General features: G+C 64.3%; 18 protein-coding genes and 1 other RNA gene. 7 read left to right on the top strand and 12 right to left on the bottom strand.

The genetic code is table 11. From position 1 onward, the window contains the following. From ACR2J1_RS07405 to ACR2J1_RS07430, 6 genes are all read right to left on the bottom strand, one after another. The coding region (locus ACR2J1_RS07405; protein ID WP_434018695.1) for a Do family serine endopeptidase at positions 1–1438 on the bottom strand (1438 nt) is incomplete at its 3' end. An 89-nt stretch (positions 1439–1527) separates the two neighbouring features. Beyond that, positions 1528–1713, bottom strand: coding sequence for a DUF2065 domain-containing protein (locus ACR2J1_RS07410; protein ID WP_434018696.1), 186 nt, complete (start codon positions 1711–1713; stop codon positions 1528–1530). A 15-nt stretch (positions 1714–1728) separates the two neighbouring features. Further along, positions 1729–2760: a protease modulator HflC gene (gene hflC / locus ACR2J1_RS07415; protein ID WP_434018697.1), complete on the bottom strand. Its 1032-nt coding sequence runs from the start codon at positions 2758–2760 to the stop codon at positions 1729–1731. Then, positions 2757–3884 carry an FtsH protease activity modulator HflK gene (gene hflK / locus ACR2J1_RS07420; RefSeq protein ID WP_434018698.1) on the bottom strand — a complete coding sequence of 376 codons (1128 nt, stop codon included), beginning with the start codon at positions 3882–3884 and terminating at the stop codon, positions 2757–2759. Before hflK ends, hflC begins: the two co-directional genes overlap by 4 nt. A 151-nt stretch (positions 3885–4035) precedes the next feature. Continuing rightward, positions 4036–4566, bottom strand: coding sequence for a dihydrofolate reductase (locus ACR2J1_RS07425; protein ID WP_434018699.1), 531 nt, complete (start codon positions 4564–4566; stop codon positions 4036–4038). Then, complete coding sequence (locus ACR2J1_RS07430; protein WP_434018700.1) at positions 4563–5357, bottom strand: thymidylate synthase; 795 nt, start codon at positions 5355–5357, stop codon at positions 4563–4565. Before ACR2J1_RS07430 ends, ACR2J1_RS07425 begins: the two co-directional genes overlap by 4 nt. Before the next feature lie 137 nt (positions 5358–5494). Here ACR2J1_RS07430 and ACR2J1_RS07435 point away from each other — a divergent pair, with 137 nt between their 5' ends. From ACR2J1_RS07435 to ACR2J1_RS07445, 3 genes are all read left to right on the top strand, one after another. Continuing rightward, positions 5495–5761, top strand: a complete 267-nt coding sequence (locus ACR2J1_RS07435) for a PepSY domain-containing protein (protein WP_434018701.1) — start codon at positions 5495–5497, stop codon at positions 5759–5761. A gap of 45 nt (positions 5762–5806) precedes the next feature. Continuing rightward, positions 5807–6195, top strand: a transfer-messenger RNA (tmRNA) gene (ssrA, locus tag ACR2J1_RS07440). 52 nt (positions 6196–6247) lie between these two features. After that, a complete protein-coding gene (locus tag ACR2J1_RS07445) occupies positions 6248–6793 on the top strand; it encodes an SspB family protein (RefSeq protein WP_434018702.1) in 546 nt (181 codons plus the stop codon). Positions 6794–6893: 100 nt separating this feature from the next. Here ACR2J1_RS07445 and ACR2J1_RS07450 read toward each other — a convergent pair whose 3' ends face one another. Then, on the bottom strand, positions 6894–7286 hold the full coding sequence (locus ACR2J1_RS07450) for a hypothetical protein (protein WP_434018703.1): 393 nt from the start codon (positions 7284–7286) through the stop codon (positions 6894–6896). 40 nt (positions 7287–7326) lie between these two features. Between ACR2J1_RS07450 and ACR2J1_RS07455 the strand changes: the two genes are divergently transcribed. Continuing rightward, positions 7327–7632 (top strand): hypothetical protein, encoded by a 306-nt coding sequence (locus ACR2J1_RS07455; RefSeq protein ID WP_434018736.1) that lies wholly within the window; start codon positions 7327–7329, stop codon positions 7630–7632. Here the strand turns inward: ACR2J1_RS07455 and ACR2J1_RS07460 are convergent. Further along, positions 7535–9445 (bottom strand): sensor histidine kinase, encoded by a 1911-nt coding sequence (locus ACR2J1_RS07460; RefSeq protein WP_434018704.1) that lies wholly within the window; start codon positions 9443–9445, stop codon positions 7535–7537. The two genes, ACR2J1_RS07455 and ACR2J1_RS07460, sit on opposite strands and share 98 nt — an antisense overlap. Positions 9446–9640: 195 nt before the next feature. On the opposite strand from ACR2J1_RS07460, the gene fumC reads away from it, so the two are divergent. Together fumC and ACR2J1_RS07470 are read left to right on the top strand one after the other, a co-directional pair. After that, positions 9641–11065: a class II fumarate hydratase gene (gene fumC, locus ACR2J1_RS07465; RefSeq protein ID WP_434018705.1), complete on the top strand. Its 1425-nt coding sequence runs from the start codon at positions 9641–9643 to the stop codon at positions 11063–11065. Positions 11066–11075: 10 nt separating this feature from the next. After that, the gene (locus tag ACR2J1_RS07470) at positions 11076–11315 is read left to right on the top strand and encodes a ribbon-helix-helix domain-containing protein (RefSeq protein ID WP_434018706.1); all 240 of its coding nucleotides are present in this window, start codon (positions 11076–11078) and stop codon (positions 11313–11315) included. Here ACR2J1_RS07470 and ACR2J1_RS07475 read toward each other — a convergent pair. From ACR2J1_RS07475 to ACR2J1_RS07490, 4 genes are all read right to left on the bottom strand, one after another. After that, positions 11312–15394 carry an AsmA family protein gene (locus tag ACR2J1_RS07475; RefSeq protein WP_434018707.1) on the bottom strand — a complete coding sequence of 1361 codons (4083 nt, stop codon included), beginning with the start codon at positions 15392–15394 and terminating at the stop codon, positions 11312–11314. The two genes, ACR2J1_RS07470 and ACR2J1_RS07475, sit on opposite strands and share 4 nt — an antisense overlap. Positions 15395–15448: 54 nt before the next feature. Then, a complete protein-coding gene (locus ACR2J1_RS07480; protein ID WP_434018708.1) occupies positions 15449–16873 on the bottom strand; it encodes an FAD-binding oxidoreductase in 1425 nt (474 codons plus the stop codon). A gap of 59 nt (positions 16874–16932) precedes the next feature. Continuing rightward, positions 16933–17553, bottom strand: coding sequence for a PAQR family membrane homeostasis protein TrhA (trhA, locus tag ACR2J1_RS07485; RefSeq protein ID WP_434018709.1), 621 nt, complete (start codon positions 17551–17553; stop codon positions 16933–16935). A 237-nt stretch (positions 17554–17790) separates the two neighbouring features. Further along, positions 17791–18171: a hypothetical protein gene (locus tag ACR2J1_RS07490; protein ID WP_434018710.1), complete on the bottom strand. Its 381-nt coding sequence runs from the start codon at positions 18169–18171 to the stop codon at positions 17791–17793. 263 nt (positions 18172–18434) lie between these two features. Here ACR2J1_RS07490 and ACR2J1_RS07495 point away from each other — a divergent pair, with 263 nt between their 5' ends. Next, complete coding sequence (locus tag ACR2J1_RS07495) at positions 18435–20783, top strand: ATP-dependent helicase (RefSeq protein WP_434018711.1); 2349 nt, start codon at positions 18435–18437, stop codon at positions 20781–20783. Positions 20784–20793 lie beyond the last annotated feature (10 nt).

Here is a 20793-nt window from a genome sequence, read left to right on the forward strand (position 1 = left end):
GCAAGACCGACTTACGTCCCGCCTGCTTCACGGCTTCGACGCGCGCGAGCACGTCCTGCGGCTCCGAGACCTTCTCCTGCGTGACCTCGACAATGACGTCGCCGGCCTTCACCTGCTTCTGTGCCGCGACGCTGGCGGGATCCACCTCAAGAACGACGACGCCTTGCACGGTTTTTCCGATGCCGAATTGGGTGCGGAACTCGTCGGTCAGAGGCGCAATGGAAAGGCCGAGCAGCGTCTCGCGCTCGGTCTCATCCTGCTCCTCGTCGGCCGCCTCCGGCTCCTCGATCTCTTCTTCCGCGGGCAGCCGCCCGATCGTCACCTCGAGTTTAGTCGCGGCGCCTTTACGCAGGAGCTCGATCTCGACTTCTTTGCCGATGGGCGTGGCGGCGACCGCGCGCGGCAGGCTGCGCATCGACTCGATGGGCTGACCGTCGAATTTGAGGATCACGTCGCTTGCCTCAATGCCTGCCGTGGCTGCGGGACTGTCGGGGGAGACCTTGGCAACCATGGCACCGCTCGGCCGCGGCAGGCCAAGGCTTTCAGCGATCTCCTCGGTGACATTCTGCACATGCACGCCGAGCCAGCCGCGCCGCGTCTCGCCATATTGCTTGAGCTGATCGATCACCTGAAGGGCGGTATTGGAGGGAACGGCGAAGCCGATGCCGATCGAGCCGCCGGTCGGCGAGATGATGGCCGTGTTCACGCCGATGACCTCGCCGTTCATGTCGAAAAGTGGGCCGCCCGAATTGCCGCGATTGATGGCGGCATCGGTCTGGAGGAAGTCGTCATAGGGGCCGGCATTGATGTCGCGCTTGGTGGCGGAGATAACGCCGACGGTGACGGTGCCACCGAGGCCAAAGGGGTTGCCGATCGCCATAACCCAATCGCCGACACGCATCTTTGTTGAATCGCCGAACTTCGCGGCCTTCAACGGCTCCTTGGGCTCGACCTTAAGAAGCGCGAGGTCGGTCTTGGGATCGTGGCCGAGGATCTTGGTAACCTTGAGTTTCCGGCCATTGGTAAAGTTGATGATGATCTCGTCCGCGCCCTCGATGACATGATTGTTGGTGACGATCAGGCCGGACGAGTCGATGACGAAGCCGGAACCGAGCGAGCTCACCTTGCGCGGGAGACCGTCGCCACCCTCCTCATCGAAGAAATCGTCGAAGAACTCCTCGAACGGCGAGCCCTTGGGACCGGGGCCACTCGGGGCGCCTTCCTCCTTGGAGCCCTTCAGGGTCTGCGTCGTCGAGATATTGACGACGGTATCCTGCAAGCCCTCGGCGACCTCGGCCACGGATTCCGGGCCACGCGCGAGGCCAGCCGTCATTAGGAGGGGCGAGGCGGCGAGAAACAGCGCCATCAAGGCGGCCGCGAACGCGGCGCGGGGAAGCCCGGGACCGGTCCTTACGCGCTTCGCACAATCTTTCTGCATCAGGCGAGCGCTCCCGCGCCTTCGGACAACATTACAGGCAGTCTAGCGCAAAGCGCCGGCGAAGGCAGGTGGCGTCAGGATTGCTCGCGTCAGCCGCGCACCACCCATACCACGAGCACGCCTGCCGCGATGGCAATGGCGCCGGCAAGACGCACGGTCTGCTCGGGAGCTTCAGCGGTGGCTTGCAGCAGCTTGCGGCCAAGCGACGGCGCCAAGGCCCATAACAGCCCCTCGATCACGAGGACAAGGCCAAAAGCCACCGCTAGATCGCGCATCGAGGCAGCAATCGCTCATTGCGCCGGCGGCGTCGCAGGAACGACTGGGCTACCGACGGAAGCGGGCGGGGTGCTGGACGCGGCGTCCGCGGCAGGCGCCGGAGAGCCCTCGCCCGCACCTTCGGGCGTTTCCGGCGCGGGGGCGGGCTGCGCGCCCGTTGCATTCGACCCTTGCGGGGCGACGCCGGAGGAATTGTTGAAATACTGGAAGAACTGCGAATCCGGGCTCAGCAGGAACCGCGTATCGCCCGCCTTCATGGACGCCTCATAGGCCTGCATCGAGCGATAGAAGGCGAAGAAGTCCGGGTCGCGCGTGAAGACCTCGGCGAAGACGCGGTTTCGCTCCGCGTCGCCCGTACCCCGCAGCCGTTCCGACTCGCCCGTCGCTTCGGCCTTCAGCACCGTGACCTGGCGGTCCGCTGTGGCGCGGATGCGCCGCGAGGCTTCCTCACCTTGCGCGCGGATCTCGGCCGCCTGACGCTGGCGCTCGGTCTGCATGCGGCGGAAAATGGCAAGGCTGTTCGCCTCGGGAAGATCGGCGCGCTTGATGCGCACATCGACGACCGTCACACCCAGGGCCTTCGCCTCGCGGTCCACCTGCGCCGTAATGTCCTTCATCAGCCCTTGGCGCTTGTCGCGCACCACGGCCTCAAAGTTGGAGGAACCGAGTACGCGCCGGAGCGAGGCTTCGAGGATGGCACCGAGACGCGAGCGCGCGACTTCTTCGCTGCCAGCCGCCTGGTAGAACAGCAGCGGATCGGTGATGCGCCAGCGCGCAAAGGCATCGACGATGAGCCGCTTCTGGTCCGACGCGATGACCTCTTGCGGGGACGAGTCGAGGTCCAAAAGCCGCTTGTCGAAATATTCGACGTTCTGCACGAACGGCACCTTGTATTGCAGACCGGGCTCGGTGATCAGCCGCTTCGGGCTGCCGAATTGAAGCACGAGCGCCTGCTGGGTCTGCTCCACGGTGAAGAGCGTCAGATAGGCCGCGACCGCGGCCAGACCGAAGACCAGCAGGACGGCGGATAGGAGGGCGCGACTCATTGCTGGGGCCCCTCTTCGCGGGTCGTGGCCGGGGCGCGTTTCTGTAGCTCCGAAAGAGGCAGATATGGCACCACACCCGCTCCGTCCTTGCCGTCGATGATGATCTTGTCGGTGTCAGTGAGGATCCGCTGCATGGTGTCGATAAAGATGCGGCGGCGGGTGACGTCCGGCGCCTTGACATATTCGTCGAGCACTTGGCGGAAGCGATCCGCCTCACCCTTCGCCTCGGCGATCACCTGATCGCGATAGCCTTGCGCGCCTTGCAGGATCCGCTCGGCCTCGCCTCGTGCCTCGGGGATGACCCGATTGGCATAGGCTTGCGCTTCGTTCCGCAAGCGCTCCTGATCGGCGCGGGCGGCCTGCACGTCGCGGAAGGCGTCGATGACTTGCGCCGGAGGGTCGACCTTCTGCAATTGGAGCTGCACGACCTTGATACCGGCGCCATAGCCGTCCAGCGTGCGCTGGATGAGATCCTCGGCGGCGGCCTCGGTCTTGGCGCGGGCCGCGGTGAGGATCGGCTCGATATCGCTTTGCCCCACGATCTCGCGCATAGCGCTTTCGGCGACATCCTTCACGGTGCCGGCCGGGTTCTGAATGTTGAAGAGATAATCTGGCGCGCTGCTGATCTGCCAGAACACGACGAAATCGATGTCGACGATGTTCTCGTCGCCGGTGAGCATCAGGCTCTCCTCAGGGACGTCGCGGATAGTGCTGGCGGCGTCACGGGTATCGGAGGAGCCGCGCATGCCGATCTCGGTACGATTGATGCGCGTGACCTTGGGCAGCTCAACGCGCTCGACGGGATAGGGCCAGCGGAAATTGAGGCCGTCGGGCAGGAGGCGAACGAACTCACCGAAGCGGAGCACCACGCCAACCTCGTCGGGCTGGACGCGCACGGTGAAACCGAAAAAGCCGACAATCGCAATCAGCCCAAGTACTATAAGGCCGAGAAACGGGCCGCCCATGCGGCCGCCGGGGATGGCCTGGCGCAGCCGGTCCTGGCTGCGGCGCAGGATTTCCTCAAGGTCGGGCTGCTGACCGCCGCCACCGGGCCGCGGACCCCAAGGGCCGCCATTGCCGCCCTTCCAACCGCCACCGCCGCCGCTTTGATTGCTCCAAGGCATGATCGCTACAGGTCCCGAAATTTGCTGATGGATTTTGCGAGAAACCGCCGATGCGTGAACCGCCCGACAGTAGCGGCATCATAATGGCGGCCCTGCGACAAGGCTTTCGTGGTTTATAGAATAGTCACCCCGCCGGTGCAATGCGGACGCCCTATCGGCGCTCCAGCAGAACAAAGCTGAAAGGGTAATCGTCCTTCGGCCCGGCCGCATGCTTTTCACGGGAAACCTCCTGCCATTCGGTCGAATCAAGCGTCGGAAACCAGGTATCGGCATCAGGCGAGGCGTGAACCTCGGTCAGATAAATGCGCCCCGCTTGCGGCAGTACCTCGCGGAAGACGTCTTCGCCGCCGATCACCATGATCTCGTCCGCGCCGGTCCGCGCGGCTGACCGGCGCGCAGCCTCGAGCCCCTCCTCCAGACAGTAGGCCATAACGGCGTCTGGCGCGACGAATCCGCGGTCTCGCGTGAGCACGATGTTGAGGCGGCCGTCGAGAACCCGGGGAAGCGATTTGAAGGTGCGGCGCCCCATGACGATGGGCTTGCCCATGGTCACTTGGCGGAAATACCGCATGTCGCTCCCGAGATGCCAGGGCAGGTCGCCGCCCCTCCCGATCGCGCCATTGTCGCCCATGGCGACGACGAGAGCGATCACCGGGTCACTCGCGTGTTTGCCGACACTCACACCGCCACCTCGGCACGGATCGCCGGGTAGGGGTCGTAGCCGACTAGCTTGAAATCCTCATACGCGAAATCGAACAGCGAGGTGACCTCGGGATTGATTTCCATGACGGGCAGCGCGCGGGGCTTGCGCTCCAGCTGCTCGTCGGCCTGATCGAGATGGTTGAGGTAGAGATGCACGTCGCCGAAGGTGTGAATGAACTCACCTGGGCGAAGCCCCGTCACCTGCGCGACCATCTGGGTCAGAAGCGCGTAGGAGGCGATGTTGAAGGGAGCGCCGAGAAACATGTCGGCCGAGCGCTGATAGAGCTGGCACGACAGCTTGCCGTCCCCGACATAGAATTGAAACAGGCAGTGGCAGGGCGGCAGCTTCATCCGATCGAACTCGCCGACATTCCAGGCGCTGACAATGTGGCGGCGGGAATCCGGATCGCGCTTGAGGCCCGCGACAAGCTCCGAGATCTGATCGATGTGGCGGCCGTCCGGCGTGGGCCAGGAGCGCCACTGCCGGCCATAGACGGGACCGAGATCGCCGTTCGCGTCGGCCCACTCGTTCCAGATGCCGACACCATGATCGTTCAGATAGCGGATATTGGTGGAGCCCTGCAAAAACCACAGCAGCTCGTGGATGATGGATTTCACATGCAGCTTCTTCGTCGTCAGCAGCGGAAAGCCGTCGGCAAGGTCAAAGCGCATCTGCGCGCCGAACAGGCTCAGGGCGCCCGTCCCCGTCCGATCGGCCTTGCGTAGGCCGGTCGTGCGCAGGCGAGCGAGCAATTCAAGATATTGGCGCAATCCATTAGCCTCCTGCCTTCAAACCAAGCCCATTAAGCTCACGCCGGGTTCGGCTGGAAACGGCTTGGACGGGGATATAGGGTGCAACGACCATCATGGGTCGAACATTACCGATTCCCGCGCAAAAGGTGTCTGTCATGCGACAAATCCTGTGGACTGCCATTCTCGGACTGGGCCTTGGTGTCCTCGCCCTGCGTGTCCTCGCCCTGCCCGCTTTCGCGAAAAGCCCCCTCACGATCGAGGACGTGCGCGCCATCGCCTTCGACAAGGGCATCGTCGAAATCGAAGAGATCAAGCTCAAGCATGGTTTCTGGAAGGTGGAAGGCGACGATCCGAGCGGCCGGGAGATCGAGATCAAAGTGGACGCCTGGTCGGGGGCCATCGTCGAAATCGAGCGCGACTAGACTTTCGGGCGGCTGAGGCTATCGCACCGGGATAAGCCCGATCTCAACCTTTTTTTTGCGCGCGAAGCAGCCTATATAGGAGTCGTCGGCGCAAGCCGGCTATGGCGATAAATGGCCTTCAAAATAAGCCTATTCGGACCCGGGGGCAGTACCCGGCGCCTCCACCAGGATCCAGAAGCATGATCTCGAAGCGATCAGATTTTGCGACTTCTGAATCCCGGCGGGGGCGAAACAGGCTCGACGAGGGTGTAAAAGTCGTGCTTTCGCCCGGCATGGTACCGCCGTTATCGGACCAACCCTATAGTTGCCAATGACAACTATGCGGAGGCTCGTCTCGCCGCGTAAGCAGCGCGATAGCCTTAAAATCAAGTCCTAGTCGCTTCGCGGCGCCTAGGCGCGGTTCGGAGGGCACCGGCCAACAGAAGCCCTCCACTTTATCTGACGGGGTAGCCTTCTGCCTCACGTCGCGGAGCGGGGCGACGAGCCATGGCGGCAAACGAAATCCGGTACGACGTTCTGACGCAAGATGCCCTTCGGGGCGTCGTGCGTCAGGTCTTGACGCTCGTGCAGAGAAACGGCCTTCCCGGCGACCACCACCTCTACATCGCCTTCGACACGTGCGCCGACGGCGTCTCCATATCCAAGCGCCTCAAGGAGCAATATCCGGAGGAGATGACCGTCGTTTTGCAGTACCAGTTTTGGGACCTGCAAGTGACGAACGATCGCTTCGAGGTAAAGCTCTCCTTCTATAACGTGCCGGAGCGATTGGTCGTCCCGTTCCGCGCGGTAAAGGCGTTCTACGATCCGAGCGCGCAATTCGGATTGCAGTTCGGCAAGCCCGGCGCCGCCAACGATTCCGCGCGACAACACTTGGCGGCAGCGCTGCCCGATCTCGTCGGGGATTCCGACGAGCACCGCTCCACCTCGCCCGAAACGTCGAATGATGACAACGCGGAGGCCGCGCCTGCGAAAGTCACGTTGGTGAAGCCGCCTGCCGAGATCGTGCAGCTCGATCACTTCCGCAAGAAATAGCCTTTCGTTAACGTAACGACCCGCCTTTCCACCGCAGCGGTGCCCTGCACAAAGTTTTGTGCGGGCCTGATCTCCTGCTTTTATCGGATGCAGGATCTGCCTAAGGTTGGTGTCGGGTAGCCCAGTGCGATTGGCCGGGGGTCGATTGAGTACGCAAGACGTTCGCCTGCCACAGGCAGAGCCATCGCCCAGACTCGTCCCCGTCGGAGATTATCTCGCCGAGCTGCATGCCCGCGTCCGCGGGATCATCGGCGGCAGGCCCGCCGACTATATCCCCGAGCTGAGCAAGGTCGATCCAAAGCTGTTTGGCATCGACCTCTTCAAGGGACTGACGCCGGCGGAATATAAGCTGATTGAGACGCTCATCCGCCCGCTGACCTTCGACAAGGGCGAGATCATCATCCGCGAAGGCGCCGACGCGAAGTTGTTCTTCGTGGTGGCGCGCGGCACGGTCAGCGTGCAGATTCGGATTCCCGGCCAGGACGACCAGCAAGAAGCGCGTGGCGTCGATCGGGCCGGGTTTATTCGGCGAGATGGCGTTGCTGGATGGCGGCAAGCGGTCCGCCGATATCATCGCCGACGAACGGGTGATCTGCTACGGGCTCGCCGTCGAGCAGCTGCAAGAGCTGGCCGCCGAGCACCCCAACATCATGATCACCATTCTCAGCAATCTGACGCGCGAGTTCTCCGAGCGCTGCGCCACGCCAATGAGGAAATCAGCGCGCTCGAATGAGAGACGGCTTAAGACGCCTGCGCGGTCGCCGGTGTCTGGCGCGCGCGGGCCTCTTGCGACTGGTCCAGCGGCACGTTCAGCTCCACGTAGAGGCCGGTGGTCCTGAAATCGACCTTGGTCTCGCCGCCGAGATTATGGCGGATGCCCTTGTCGATAAGCTGCATGCCGAAGCCGCTGACGCGCTTTGGATTGAGGATCGTGGCGCGCTCGTCCCAGGTCAGCAGCAGGCGCCCTCCCCGCCCCATCTTCCAATTCACGGCCAGCTCGCCGTCGCTCTGCGACAGCGCGCCGTACTTAACGGCATTCGTGGCTAGCTCATGCAGGGTCATCGCCATGATCGAGGTGCATTGCGGCGGCAGCAGCACGTCGGGCCCCTTGATGGTGATGCGCTGGCCGTCGTCGCGCTGATAGGGCTCCAGCTCGCGCTCGACCATCGCCTTGAGGCTGGCGCCTGACCACTGCGACTGGAGCAGCAGATCATGCGCGCGATGCAGCGCATGCAGCCGCTCCGAGAGGGTTTGCGCCATCGCCTGCGCGGGCTTGGTCGTGGCCTGGCGCAGGCTCGCCTGCACCAGCGACTGCACGATGGCGAGCGCGTTCTTGACGCGGTGGTTGAGCTCCCCGACCAGCATAGTCTGGCGCTCCGCCGCGCGCCTGCGCTCGGTGACATCGCGGAAGATCAGCACGGCGCCGGCGAGCGAGCCATCGGAGCCGAGGATCGGCGCGCCGCTGTCCTCAACAGGGATTTCGCGGCCGTCACGGGCCTTCAGAAGCGCGCCGGCTTCGAGCCGCGTCGTCGAACGGTCGCGCAGCGCCTTCAGCGCAGGATCATCGACCGGCTTGCGCGAGGTCTCGTCGATCACGCGGAACACTTCCCAGATCGGGCGCCCCCGCGCTTCCGCCAGCGTCCACCCAGTCATGTCCTCTGCAACCTTATTGAGGATGAGGACGCTGCCATTCGGGTCGGTGGCGATCACGCCGTCGCCGATGCTGCCGAGCGTCGTGCTCAGCCATTCGCGCTGGCCGCGCAGCTCGACCAGCGCCTCGTTGCGGTCGCGATCGGCGCGGCGCACCGCGCCAATCGTGGTCCAGGCAAAGGCGGCGAGGACCACGATGCTGGCGACGGCGAAGAGCGCAAGCGTCGCGGCGCTGTCGTAGTAGGTTTGCACCTCGGCCTGATGCGCGAACCAGCCGATCACGAGCGGCAGGACGAGAATGCCGGGCAGAAGGCGCCGCAACATCTCGCCGGCGGGCGACTGCTCAAGAATCGCACCGGCGACGCCGTAGTCGGGCGTGGCGAGAAGGAGACCGAGCGCCAGAAGGAAGGTGGCGATCGCGCCGTAGAGCGACATCGCGGTGAAGGGGAACGGGTAATAGGCCGTGGCGACGCCATAGGCGTGTCCGGCGAGCATGATCAAAACCTGGGCGAGCATGAGCACGGCCAGGAATTGGCTCAGCCCGGAGGCGAACTTGCCGTCCCGTGCGCTGAAAAGCGCCAATCCGAACAGAAGGAACGAGACTGCGATTCCGGGGGGAATCCGCGTCGCGACCGGGGCCGTCGCGCTTTCGCGCAACAGCGCGCCGTCGATCCCGAACTCCCAGCCGAAGATGTCCTGGCTGAGAGTGATGAGACCCAGCACCACCACGGCGAAGCCGAGGACGCGTCCGACGGGGCGCAGCATCTGGACCGTGAAGCAGAACAGCCCCAGCCCGGCGAGGACGATGCCGAGGGCAGCATTGGGCTGCATTGGGCCGAATTCGGGCAGCGGTTGAATGAGGGCCGGGATATCGAGGCGCCAGCCAGCGAGCACAAGGGTGCCGAACGCGCTCACGGTCAGACCGAGAAGGCGCGCAACCTGCACCGCCAGGCGCTCCGCCCTAGGGGTGGGCAGCGCCAGTTTCGCCGTCACCTCAGCCACTTCCCCTCCTCATCCGAAGCTTCCGGGGATTGGTCCCGGCATGCTTCGTCCTCCTCGGCAGAAGGTCGCAAAAGAAGGACCGCGTTCTCCCCGCCTTAGAGCGATGTTATAGCCTATGGCCCTATACCGCAGGTAGGGCATTCGGTTGCAGCCAGACGCGAGCGGCACCGAACGCCGTCGAAAGGACGAGACACTATGCCTCAAGATAAAGGCCACCTTCTCTCCGAAGCCGGCTCAACCCGCACCGAATCCGACGCGTTCGGGCCGATCGAGGTCACGGCCGACCGCTATTGGGGCGCTCAAACGGAGCGCTCGAAACGCAATTTCCGCATCGGCGGCGAGATCATGCCGAAGCCCCTAATCAGGGCGCTGGCCATGGTCAAGAAAGCGGCCGCCATGACCAATCGCGAGATCGGCCTCTTGGAGGCGCGCGTCGCCGACGCCGTTACCGAGGCCGCGCAGGAGGTCATCGATGGCAAGCTCGATGCGCATTTTCCCCTCGTCGTCTGGCAAACCGGCTCCGGCACCCAGACCAACATGAACCTGAATGAGGTGATCGCGAATCGCGCCAATGAGATCCTGGGCGGCGCGCGGGGCACCAAAAGCCCGGTTCACCCCAACGATCACGTCAATCTCGGCCAATCCTCCAACGACTCGTTTCCAACGGCCATGCATGTCGCAGCGGCCGAGGAGATCGCATATCGGTTGAACCCCGCACTTTCCCGCCTCTACCAGGCCCTCAAGGACAAGGCGGAAGCTTTTCAGGACATCCTGAAGATCGGACGGACGCATTTACAGGATGCCACTCCCCTAACGCTGGGGCAGGAATTCGGCGGCTATGCGGCGCAGATCGATCATGGCATCGAGCGCATCCGGTTGACGTTGCATTCGCTTTACGCGCTGGCGCAGGGCGGCACGGCGGTGGGCACCGGACTCAATACCAGTCCGCTCTTTGCCAAGTCGTTCGCGGCGAAGATCGCGGAAATGACGCGGCTGCCGTTCTACACGGCGGAAAACAAGTTCGAGGCACTGGCGTCGCATGACGCTTTCGTCTTCGCGCACGGCGCGATCGCCTCCGTCGCCGTGGGGCTGTTCAAGATCGCCAATGATATTCGCCTGTTGGGGTCCGGCCCGCGCTCCGGCTTCGGCGAGCTGATCTTGCCGGAGAATGAGCCAGGCTCATCGATCATGCCGGGGAAAGTGAACCCCACACAATGCGAGGCGGTGACGATGGTCGCGTGCCAGGTGATGGGCAATCAAGCGACCATCACTTTTGCCGCGAGCCAAGGGCATCTCGAACTCAACGTGTTCAAGCCGCTGATCGCGCATGTCATGCTGCAATCGATCGAGCTGATCGCCGACGTGGCGGCGAGCTTCACCGACAATTGCGTCGTGGGGATCGAGGCCAACCGTGCGCGCATCAAGGAGCATATGGAGCAATCCCTGATGCTCGTCACCGCGCTCGCGCCGCATATCGGCTACGACAAAGCCAGCGAGGTCGCGAAGGCAGCGCATAAGCACAGCACCACCTTGCGCGAGGAGGCGGTGCGGCTGGGCGCCGTCAGCGCGGAGGAGTTCGACCGGCTGGTGCGGCCCGAGGACATGGTAGGCCCGAAATAAAAGCGCCGAGATGGCCAAGCCCAGCAACAAGCGCTCCCTGACCATTGCGCGGCACCGCACCAGCATCTCGCTGGAAGATGGGTTCTGGACGGCGCTGCATGAGTTCGCGGAGGCGGACGGGCGTTCGGTTGCGGATGTTGTCAGCGAGATCGACCAGGGACGCGAGAAGGACGACGCGCCGTCCAGCCTGTCGGCAGCAATCAGGCTCTATATTCTCGAACGCATGCAGGCGCGGCGGAAGACGCCTTAGCCGCCCCCAAAGAACGGGATATTCTTCTTCCAATCGTCAGGATCTGGGCGCGGGCGGCGCGGCCGGGGCGCGGGGCGCGGGGCGGCCGGCACGACGGCTTCCTGCGTGGGGTCCGTGAGTTGGATCGCCTCGCCTTCCAGCGGCGGCAGCGAAGCAGGGTCAAGGCGATCCAACGCGGGCGGGACCGCACTCGGCTGCATGTCGGCGGACCGTTCCTGAGGCAATGGCGCGGGCGCGGCAGGGACCGCATTGGTGGCGGCAGGCGCAGGGGCGGGTACAGGTTTAGGCGTGGCGCCGGCGGCGGGCGGCGCGCTTGCCGCAGAGGCCGGCTTCGGCTGCTTCTGTTGAGTGGGCGTAGCGCTCGCTGACGGCACGGGCTTCGGCGGAACCTGCGCAGGCGCGTTGGCCTTGTCCGGCGTCTTCATTGCAGGGGCTGCTTGCGGCTGCGGCGCCGGGACGACCGCCTCGGGTTCAGGCTCGACCGGCGCCTCCTCGATAGGCGGCTTGGTCTTGCCGCTGACATCAAGCGTCTCCAAGCGCTCGACGTCCTCCTTCATGCGGCGCATCGTGAGATAGCTCTCGATCGATACCGTGTCGATCGTCGGCGAAATCTCCTCCGCCTTGTTCAGCGGACCCGCGAAGACGAGACTCACAGGCGGCAGATCCGCCGAAGCTTTATCCTTTAGAATCACCCTCCACTCGCTGTCGAGCTTGAGGCTTGCAAGCTCGACATAGGCATTGATCTCGGTTGCGGCACCTTTGCCGGCAAGCACGGTGGGCGTCAGCCGCAACGTACCGTTCTTCACCTCGAACGGGATGGAAGCCGTCTCATAACGGTAAGTCCCTTTGGTCATCCCATCGCGAAGGCTGCGTGCCTGCGCCGCGATCTGCTCCTTTGTCGCCTTGACGTTGCGCTTGGCGGTGGCGGCGACGCGCTGGAGCGGCACCGGATTGAAGGCCTGGAGTGTTCCCGGCTCGACAGAGAGATTGCCCTCCCCGCTCAAACCCGCAACGAGGCCGGGCGGGCTCAAGCCCTCACCCGACACATTGAAGCCGAGCGAGAATGGGCCCTTGGCCAGACTCGCACCGGTGATTGCTTTCGACGCATCTTCGAGCCTGCCGCCGGCGAGGTCGGCGCGGGCGGTCAGGCTTGCGCCGGCGCCCCGCGGCGATAGCGTGCCGGAGGCTGCAAAGGCGCCACCGAAAAGCTGCCCCTTCAGTTCGGTGACGGAAAGACCATTCTGATCCAAGCGCGCGACGAGGGTCGCGCCATCGACCTCGATAGGGGCGCCCAGAGAAAGCGTCTTGGCGTTGAGGGTGATGTCACCGTCGGTGCCGGCAAGGGGGTCGAGGGAAAAACCCCGGCTCGGCCAGACCGTGGTGCCGCCGGCGCCGATGGCGCCAAGCATCTCCTCGGTCGACGGTGTGCGATGCCATGCGACCAGCGTGCCCAACAGCGACGGCAGGGAAATGTAATCCGCGGTCGCCGTCACCGAAAGTTTGGTGCGCGCGCCACCGAGATCGAGACGCGCCGCGCCCTGCACCGCCTCGCGGGCGATGGTGCCCGTGATCTTGTCGAACGCCAGAGTGGGTCCGGCCTTCACCACGGAGGCACTGAGGGCGAGCGGAACGCTCGAGGCGCTCGGCGGCGCTTCGAGCCCCAGAAGCGCAAGCGCGAGCGCCGCATCCCCACTCGCCGCCGTTCCTTTACCCGTCAGCGCCATGCCGTCGTCACGAAGGGAGGCCGTGCCGTCGAAAGCCATTTTCATGGCGGCGGTCTCAAGACCGAACTGGCCGCCGACCTCCTTGTTGGGCACGCCGCGAAGCGTGAGGCTGAGCGTGCCGCCCTCACCCGCCGCGGCGGCAAGACGATCTTGCGGGAGGTTCGGAAACAGCAAGCCCAATACGATTTGGGGCTTGTCGCCGGTCACAGTGCCGGCGAGACCGATCTCGGCATCGCCGAGCTTCGCGGGCGTGCCGGTAGCATGCGCGGTGATGGCGACATCGGACCGCCCCGCCATGCCTTTGACGTCAAGCGATGCCTCGGTCGCGTCACCCGCAGGCTCGGCGACAAGGCCGACCTGGACATCGAGGGGTACGAGACCGCCGAGATGCTTCGATGAACTGATGCTTTCCGGCAGACCCATGAGGCCCGCCGCAACGCCGAGAGCCTCCCTTGTCTGAGCGGAGAGAGCGAAGGTGACGCCGCCGGACGGCGCGTCGCTGAGGTTCGCGATGCGGCCTTTGCCGTTCAAGGCGAGCGCATTCGGCGCGGCGAAGTCGAGCTGCTCGACGTCGAGACTATTTTCGGCGAGGCTGAAATGCGCATCGAGCTTGCCGCCGGGAATGCCAGGGAGCAGAAGCTCGCCGACGCGCAACGTCACTTGCGCGGTGTCGTCGCGAAGCTCGTCGAGGAGATTGCGCTCGCTTGCCGGTGCGCCCTCCTCAGCTTTGGCGGGGATCCAGCTCTGCCACGCAACCGTATCGCCAAGCACCTCGCGCAGATCGAGCCGGTCGCTGTCGAGCTCAAGCGCGATCACGCGCTGCTCACCGCCCTGAAACGCGAGATGCCCCCGAAACTTCGTGCCGCTCAGTTCGCCTTGCGCATTGGCAAGTTGCAGCTTGCCATCACCGAGCGTGATGTCGCCGCTGAGGGCAAAGTCGCCGGCGGCGGTCTGGCCCGACATGTCCCGGTCCCCCACCGCCCAGCGCATGAGAGGACGGAGCTTTGCGCCTTGCAGGCTTACCGGACCGGTGAAGGACGGACCATTTTCGCCACGCGTGACCTTGCCGGACGCGGCGAGGCGATTGTCGCCGGGAAGCGTCGCGTTAAGGCGGCTCACCGTGATGGCCTCGCCATTCGCGGTCAGGGCAAGATCGATGCCGGCGACGAGATCGCCCGCGACGCTCGCCTGCTCGACGGCGATGCTGAACGTGCCTTCACCAAACGTCGCCGCCTCCAGCAGCGCTTTTTCCGCGAGCGTGCTCAGCAGCACGAGCAGAGCTAGCTTCTCGTCCGGCTGAGTCGCGAAAAGGGAATCCACGTCGAGCCAGCGGGCGGAGACTTCCCCCTCCACGCGAGGACGCTCGCCATACTCCACGGCGAGCCTGCCCTTCAGCAGTTGCGGGCTGCCCTTGGCATGAATGGTGACGTCGAAGGCGGGCAGCTCGGCGCGGTCGAGGGTTGCCTTGAGGTCGCTCTTGAGCTCGAAGAACGATGCCGGCAGGCCGACCAAAGCCTCATCGGGCGACAGCGCCTCGGAGGGTGTCTTTTCCGCAGGCGGCGAGGCCGCATCTGACACAGAGGCGGGCGCGGCTGCCGCGTCGGCGATACGCATCACGAGCTTTCCGTCATAAGACGGCGAAGCGCCCAAGCCTGTCACGCTGCCGTCGACGACGTAGGTGGTGCGCTGCTCCGGGTCACGCAACGCCGCCTTGAGCCGAAGCGCGCCTTCCGCGTCCTGCCCGCTTGTGGAAAAGCGCAGCTCCTGGGGACGACCTTCGAACAGGTAAGTCGCCGAGACCTTGTAAGGGCCCGACAGGGACGTCGCGCTCGCATCGCCCGCGACCTGCGTGAGCACGAATTGGGGCCGGCCGTCTTTAGCGATTTCGACGGTGCCGCCGGTCACGCTCACCGCGTCCAGGATGACCGATTTCGGCATGAAGGAAGAGCCTGAAGCTTGGTTCGTCTCGCCGACATCGCTCCAATTGCCGGTGCCGTCGGCTCTGAGATCGAGCCTGAGGACAGGATTCTGCACCGCGATCTTGCGCGCCTCCACGGCGCCCGTCATCAGACTGCCGATGCTGAGAAGGGCTTCGACCGAGCGGACTTCGAGAAAGGGCGTATCGAACCGCCCGTGATGGTCGGCGACCCTTATGTTGTCGAAGCGAAGCTCCGGCGCGGGCAAGATCACGAAATGCACCTCGCCGTCGACCTTGACCTTGCGTCCGAGCAGCTGGCTCGCCTGCGCCTCGAACACCTGCCGATACTCGTTCCAGTCAATGACGAACGGCGCCGCAAACAGGGCGCTGATCACGAGAATCAGCAATGCCGACAGGATCAGGAGAAACGAATTCACGGAAATCTTGGCCTTTAGCTTGGGCGCGGACGCGGAAACGCGGAAAAAGGCCCGCTAACCGTCGTGATGGTAACGAAAGATCTTTCCGGGATTGAGAATATTCAACGGGTCTAGCGCCTTTTTTATGGCAACCATGACCTCAACCCCAAGACCATGCTCGGCGGCAAGATAACCGATCTTGCCCTGGCCCACGCCATGCTCGCCCGAACACGTCCCGTCGAAGCGGAGCGCCCGCTCGATCAGACGGTCGAGGAAGCCCTGCACCTTCCGCCGCTCCTCGGGATCGTTCGGATCGAAGAGCGGCATGACGTGAAAATTCCCGTCGCCGACATGGCCGACGATCGGCGCCAGGAGCCCTAAGCGATCGATGTCTTCGCGCGTCTCGCCGACGCAGGCCGCAAGGGCGGAGATGGGAACGCAGACATCGGTCGACAACAGCTCCGCGCCGGGTTGCAGGCCGCGCGCCGCCCAATACGCATCGTGGCGCGCCTGCCAGAGCTTGGTGCGGTCCTCCTGGCGCTCCGCCCATTGGAAGTCCCCTCCCCCTTCGGACGCTGCGATCTCGGCGAAACTCGCGACCTGCTCGCGGGCCGAGGCTTCGGTGCCGTGAAATTCGAGAAACAGCGTCGGCTGCTCGGGAAGGGTGAGATGCGAATAGCCGTTGCAGGCGCGGATCTGCACGGCGTCGGCAAGCTCGATGCGCGCCAGCGGCAGCCCGATCTGGAGCGCGGCGATGACCGCAAGGCAGGCGCCTTCGATACTGGCGAAGGGACAGACCGCGGAGAGGATGGTATCCGGCACGCCGTAAAGCTTGAGCGTCAGGCTCGTGATGATGCCAAGCGTGCCCTCGGAGCCGATCAGGAGGCGCGTGAGATCGTAGCCGGCCGCGGATTTCCGCGCACGCGTGCCGGTCGCGATGACACGGCCATCGGCGAGGACCGCTGTGAGCGCCAACACGTTGTCGCGCATGGTGCCGTAACGGACGGCGTTGGTGCCGGAGGCGCGGGTCGCGGCCATGCCGCCGAGGCTTGCGTCGGCGCCGGGATCGACGGGGAAGAACAAGCCCCGGTCCCGAAGATGCTCGTTGAGCTGTTTGCGGGTGACGCCCGCCTCGACGACGCAGTCGAGGTCCGCCTCATGCACGGCAAGGATGCGGTTCATGCGCGAGAGGTCAATGCACACCCCGCCAAACGGCGCGTTGACGTGGCCTTCAAGCGAGGTGCCGGTGCCGAAGGCGATCACGGGAATGCGCGCATCGGCGCAGAGGGCGACGACCGCCACCACCTCTTCCGTCGTCTCGGCGAAGATGACGGCGTCCGGCGGCTGGCACGGAATCCAGGTGAGCGTGTTCGCGTGCTGGGCGCGCAACGACGCGCTCGTGGAGAAACGGTCGCCGAAGCGGGCAGAAAGCGCGGCGAAAAGGGCTGGCTTTGCGTCCGTAGCCGCCGGTTGCGGGGCATCTACCCTGACGAGACTCATGGCCCTAGTCTATAGGCGGTTCGTTACGAAAGCTCAGCCTTTTCCAAGCGCGAACGGGCCTAGAGCGTGGGGACCGCCGCCAGCACGGCTGCGTAATGGACGCTTGCGGCGCTGAGCACGAAGCCATGCCAGATGGCGTTCTGGTAGGGCAGCCGGTGCCAGAGGTGAAACACGACGCCGACCGTATAGAGCACGCCGCCAATGACGAGGAGCGTCACGACGCTGCCCGGCACGGCGGAGACCAGCGGCTGCCACGCCGCGAGCACGGCCCAGCCTTGCACGAGATAGAGGGCGGTGGAGAGGCCGTCGAGGTAACGCGGCGCGAAGAGCTTGAGGGCAATGCCGATGGCCGCGATGATCCAGACCGTGGCGAGCAGCCAATGCCCCCAGGAGTTGTTCATCTGGATGAGGATGAAGGGCGTGTAGGTGCCGGCGATCATGAGGAAGATCGCGGCGTGGTCGAAGCGGCGGAGAATCTCTTTCACCCTCGGCCGCACGACGAGATGGTAGCCCGCAGAGAAACTGAAGGTGGCGACCATCGCGCAGCCGTATATGGCAAGGCTCAAGCCCCATAGCGTCACCTGCGAGTTCACGCCGACGATGAGGAGCACGGCCAGCGCGACAAGGCTCGCCGCGACGCCGACGACATGAATGCAGCCATCCGCATAGCGCTCGCGCATCGTGTATTGGGGTAACAACGGGGACCTGACCTTTTGCCTGTGCCGGCGCGATTGCAGCAGAAGACCGTGACGGAATGCTTACGCCGGCAGTCCGATATCAACGCAAAACGAGAGGATTGCGTTCGATGGCTTCCGGCCACGGCACAGCAAGCCACCACCGCCCCGATCTTAACGATCGAGCGGAGATGACTGTCAGATCGTGCTTGGAGCCCCGAAGGACGAGGTCTGAAGGACTCGCTATTTGCCGCAGGCGATTGCGCCGGCCGTGCAAACAAAGGGGACGACGACGCCTTTCCAGCATTGCGCATAGGTCTGGGCGGTCACGACGTCAGGCTTGAGCAGCATGTCCGGCGTCACGACGGGGCGAACGGACTTCCAAAAAGGGTCAGGCGTGACCATCTTGGCTCGGACATTGACGTAACTCCATCCGCGTTGCTGGCGGATCTGCTCGGCCGTCTGGAGAGCGGTTGCGTGGGCCGCACGTGCGGCGGACGCCTTGGATTCAGCGCTGTTGGTCGCGCGGATCAGTTGACATCCAGCAGCCGCCGGCTCCAGGCCGAAAAGCAAAATCATACTCGCGGCAAGCAACGCAATCCCCGTCTTCGAAGCTCGAAGCATCCCAGCCCTCCTGAACGAATCTTATTCCCTCAACTGAAGGTATGTGATTTGCCATCGGATATCCGCCCTCGCAACCCCCCGGGCGCTCAATTCGACCTGCGACACTTGAGAGTGGCCGAGAAGTAACAGGCGCACAGGGCCTCAAAATGCAGTTCCAGCATCCGCCATGGCGCGAAACAACGACAGGGGCATGAATGGCCCAGGACGAGGAGGCTGCCGCCCTTCCCTTTTCGCGGGTGCGGGATGATATAGTGCATTGAGACATGACAAAGATTCGCGCCGCCCAGGCGCTTCCACCTCCAGAGCCAGACATCGAGGATGCCGATACGCGGCCGCTGTCGCAGCGCGCGGTGCGTCAGCAACCCCGGCCCTATCTCGATGCCCTCAATCAGGAGCAGTGCGAGGCGGTCGAGACCCTCGATGGCCCGCTGCTGGTGCTCGCCGGCGCCGGCACCGGCAAAACCCGCGTGCTCATTACCCGGATCGGCCATATTTTGAGCCAGGGCCGCGCCTGGCCGTCGCAGATCCTCGCCGTCACCTTCACCAACAATGCCGCGCGCGAGATGAAGCATCGCATCGGCGATTTGATTGGCGGCGCGGTCGAGGGCATGCCCTGGCTCGGCACCTTCCATGCCATCGGCGTGAAGATCCTGCGCCGCCACGCCGAGCTCGTGGATCTCAAGCCGTCCTTCACCGTGCTCGACACCGACGATCAGATCCGGCTCCTGAAACAGCTGCTCTCGGCGGAGAATATCGACGAGAAGAGATGGCCGGCACGGTTGCTCGCGTCGATGATCGACAGCTGGAAGAACCGGGGCTTAAGGCCGGAACGCGTGCCAGATGGCGAGAGCTTCGGCTTCGCCAACGGCAAAGGCCGCGAACTCTACGCTGCCTATCAGCGCCGGCTCAAGGATCTCAACGCCGCCGATTTTGGCGATCTGCTCCTGGAGAATTTGCGCCTGTTCCAGGACCACCCGGACGTGCTCGCACAATATCAGCAGCGCTTTCATTTCATCCTGGTCGACGAGTATCAGGACTCCAACGTTGCGCAGTATCTATGGCTGCGGCTGCTGGCGCAGGGCACGCGCAACATTTGCTGCGTCGGCGACGACGACCAGTCGATCTATGGCTGGCGCGGCGCCGAAGTGGACAACATCCTGCGCTTCGAAACCGATTTTCCTGGCGCCAAGGTCATCAGGCTGGAACGCAACTACCGCTCCACCGCCAATATTCTCGGCGCCGCGTCGGGCCTGATCGCGCATAACAAGGGACGCCTCGGCAAGACGCTGCGTACCGATTCCAGCGCAGGCGAGAGGGTTTCCTTGCAAGGTTGCTGGGACGACGAGGAAGAAGCGCGCGTCATCGGCGAGGATATCGAGCAGCTGCAACGCCAGGGCAACTCCCTAAGCGAGGTCGCTATTCTGGTCCGCGCGAGCTTCCAGATGCGCGCCTTCGAAGACCGCTTCATCACGCTCGGCTTGCCCTACCGGGTCATCGGCGGCCCGCGCTTCTACGAGCGGCAGGAGATCAGGGACGCGACCGCCTATTTCGAGGTTACGCTGAACCCCGCGAACGATTTGAAATTCGAGCGCATCGTCAATACGCCGCGGCGCGGCTTCGGCGAAGCGAGCTTGAAGTCCGTGCACCAACTCGCGCGGGCACGAAACATTCCGCTGGTACAGGCGGCGCGCCTCATCGTCGAGACCGAAGAGCTGAAGCCGGCGGCGCGCAAATCCCTCGCCGATCTCATCGCCGCCTTCGATCGCTGGCGCTCGCTGATCGATACGATGCGCCATACCGAGCTTGCCGAGCTGATCCTCGATGAGTCCGGTTATACCGGCATGTGGCAGGCTGACCGCTCTCCGCAGGCACAATCCAAGCTCGAGAACCTGAAGGAGCTCATCCGCTTCATGGAGGAGTTCGACACACTGCAAGGCTTCATGGAGCATGTCAGCCTCGTGATGGATGCCGACACGGAGGAAGGCGTCGAACGCGTCAGCCTGATGACGCTGCACAGCGCCAAGGGGCTTGAGTTCGACAGTGTTTTCCTCCCCGGCTGGGATGAAGGGCTGCTGCCGCATCAGCGCAGCCTCGACGAGTCCGGGCGTTCGGGCTTGGAAGAGGAGCGCCGTCTGGCCCATGTCGGGCTGACCCGGGCGCGGCAGCGGGCGAAGATCACCTTCGCGCAGAACCGCCGCACGCACGGTACTTGGCAGGCGGCGATCCCGTCGCGCTTCATCGACGAGTTGCCCATCGAGAATGTCGAGGTCGCCGAGGAGCAGGGTTATCAGCGGAGCTACGGCCCGAGCCGCTTCGACAGCGCGGAGAATCTCTTCGCGGGCGGATTTTACGAAACGCCCGGCTGGCGCCGCGCGCAACGCAATCGGCCGCAAGGCGGCGCGCCAACCAAGCGGCGCGAACCAATGACCATCGAGGGCAACCTGGTTGCCGCAAGCACGGCCGAGGGCGCCGGCCTCGATGTCGGCACGCGGGTGTTCCACCAGAAATTCGGCTATGGCCACATCGCGCATGTCGACGGCAACAAGCTCACGGTCGATTTCGACAAAGCAGGTCGCAAAAAGGTGGTCGACAGCTTCGTCGAGCGGAGCTGACCTCCGCTTT

The organism is Methyloceanibacter sp. (assembly GCF_050999895.1).
Classification (GTDB): domain Bacteria; phylum Pseudomonadota; class Alphaproteobacteria; order Rhizobiales; family Methyloligellaceae; genus Methyloceanibacter.

What these genes read in the sequence shown, in the direction of transcription:
- ACR2J1_RS07435 (WP_434018701.1), top strand. Translation starts at nt 5,495, where the DNA reads ATGCGACAAATCCTGTGGACTGCCATTCTCGGACTGGGCCTTGGTGTC.
- ACR2J1_RS07445 (WP_434018702.1), top strand. Translation starts at nt 6,248, where the DNA reads ATGGCGGCAAACGAAATCCGGTACGACGTTCTGACGCAAGATGCCCTT.
- hflK (WP_434018698.1), bottom strand. Translation starts at nt 3,884, where the DNA reads ATGCCTTGGAGCAATCAAAGCGGCGGCGGTGGCGGTTGGAAGGGCGGC.
- trhA (WP_434018709.1), bottom strand. Translation starts at nt 17,553, where the DNA reads ATGCGCGAGCGCTATGCGGATGGCTGCATTCATGTCGTCGGCGTCGCG.
- ACR2J1_RS07470 (WP_434018706.1), top strand. Translation starts at nt 11,076, where the DNA reads ATGGCCAAGCCCAGCAACAAGCGCTCCCTGACCATTGCGCGGCACCGC.
- ACR2J1_RS07410 (WP_434018696.1), bottom strand. Translation starts at nt 1,713, where the DNA reads ATGCGCGATCTAGCGGTGGCTTTTGGCCTTGTCCTCGTGATCGAGGGG.
- ACR2J1_RS07495 (WP_434018711.1), top strand. Translation starts at nt 18,435, where the DNA reads ATGACAAAGATTCGCGCCGCCCAGGCGCTTCCACCTCCAGAGCCAGAC.
- fumC (WP_434018705.1), top strand. Translation starts at nt 9,641, where the DNA reads ATGCCTCAAGATAAAGGCCACCTTCTCTCCGAAGCCGGCTCAACCCGC.
- ACR2J1_RS07480 (WP_434018708.1), bottom strand. Translation starts at nt 16,873, where the DNA reads ATGAGTCTCGTCAGGGTAGATGCCCCGCAACCGGCGGCTACGGACGCA.
- hflC (WP_434018697.1), bottom strand. Translation starts at nt 2,760, where the DNA reads ATGAGTCGCGCCCTCCTATCCGCCGTCCTGCTGGTCTTCGGTCTGGCC.
- ACR2J1_RS07490 (WP_434018710.1), bottom strand. Translation starts at nt 18,171, where the DNA reads ATGCTTCGAGCTTCGAAGACGGGGATTGCGTTGCTTGCCGCGAGTATG.
- ACR2J1_RS07455 (WP_434018736.1), top strand. Translation starts at nt 7,327, where the DNA reads ATGGCGTTGCTGGATGGCGGCAAGCGGTCCGCCGATATCATCGCCGAC.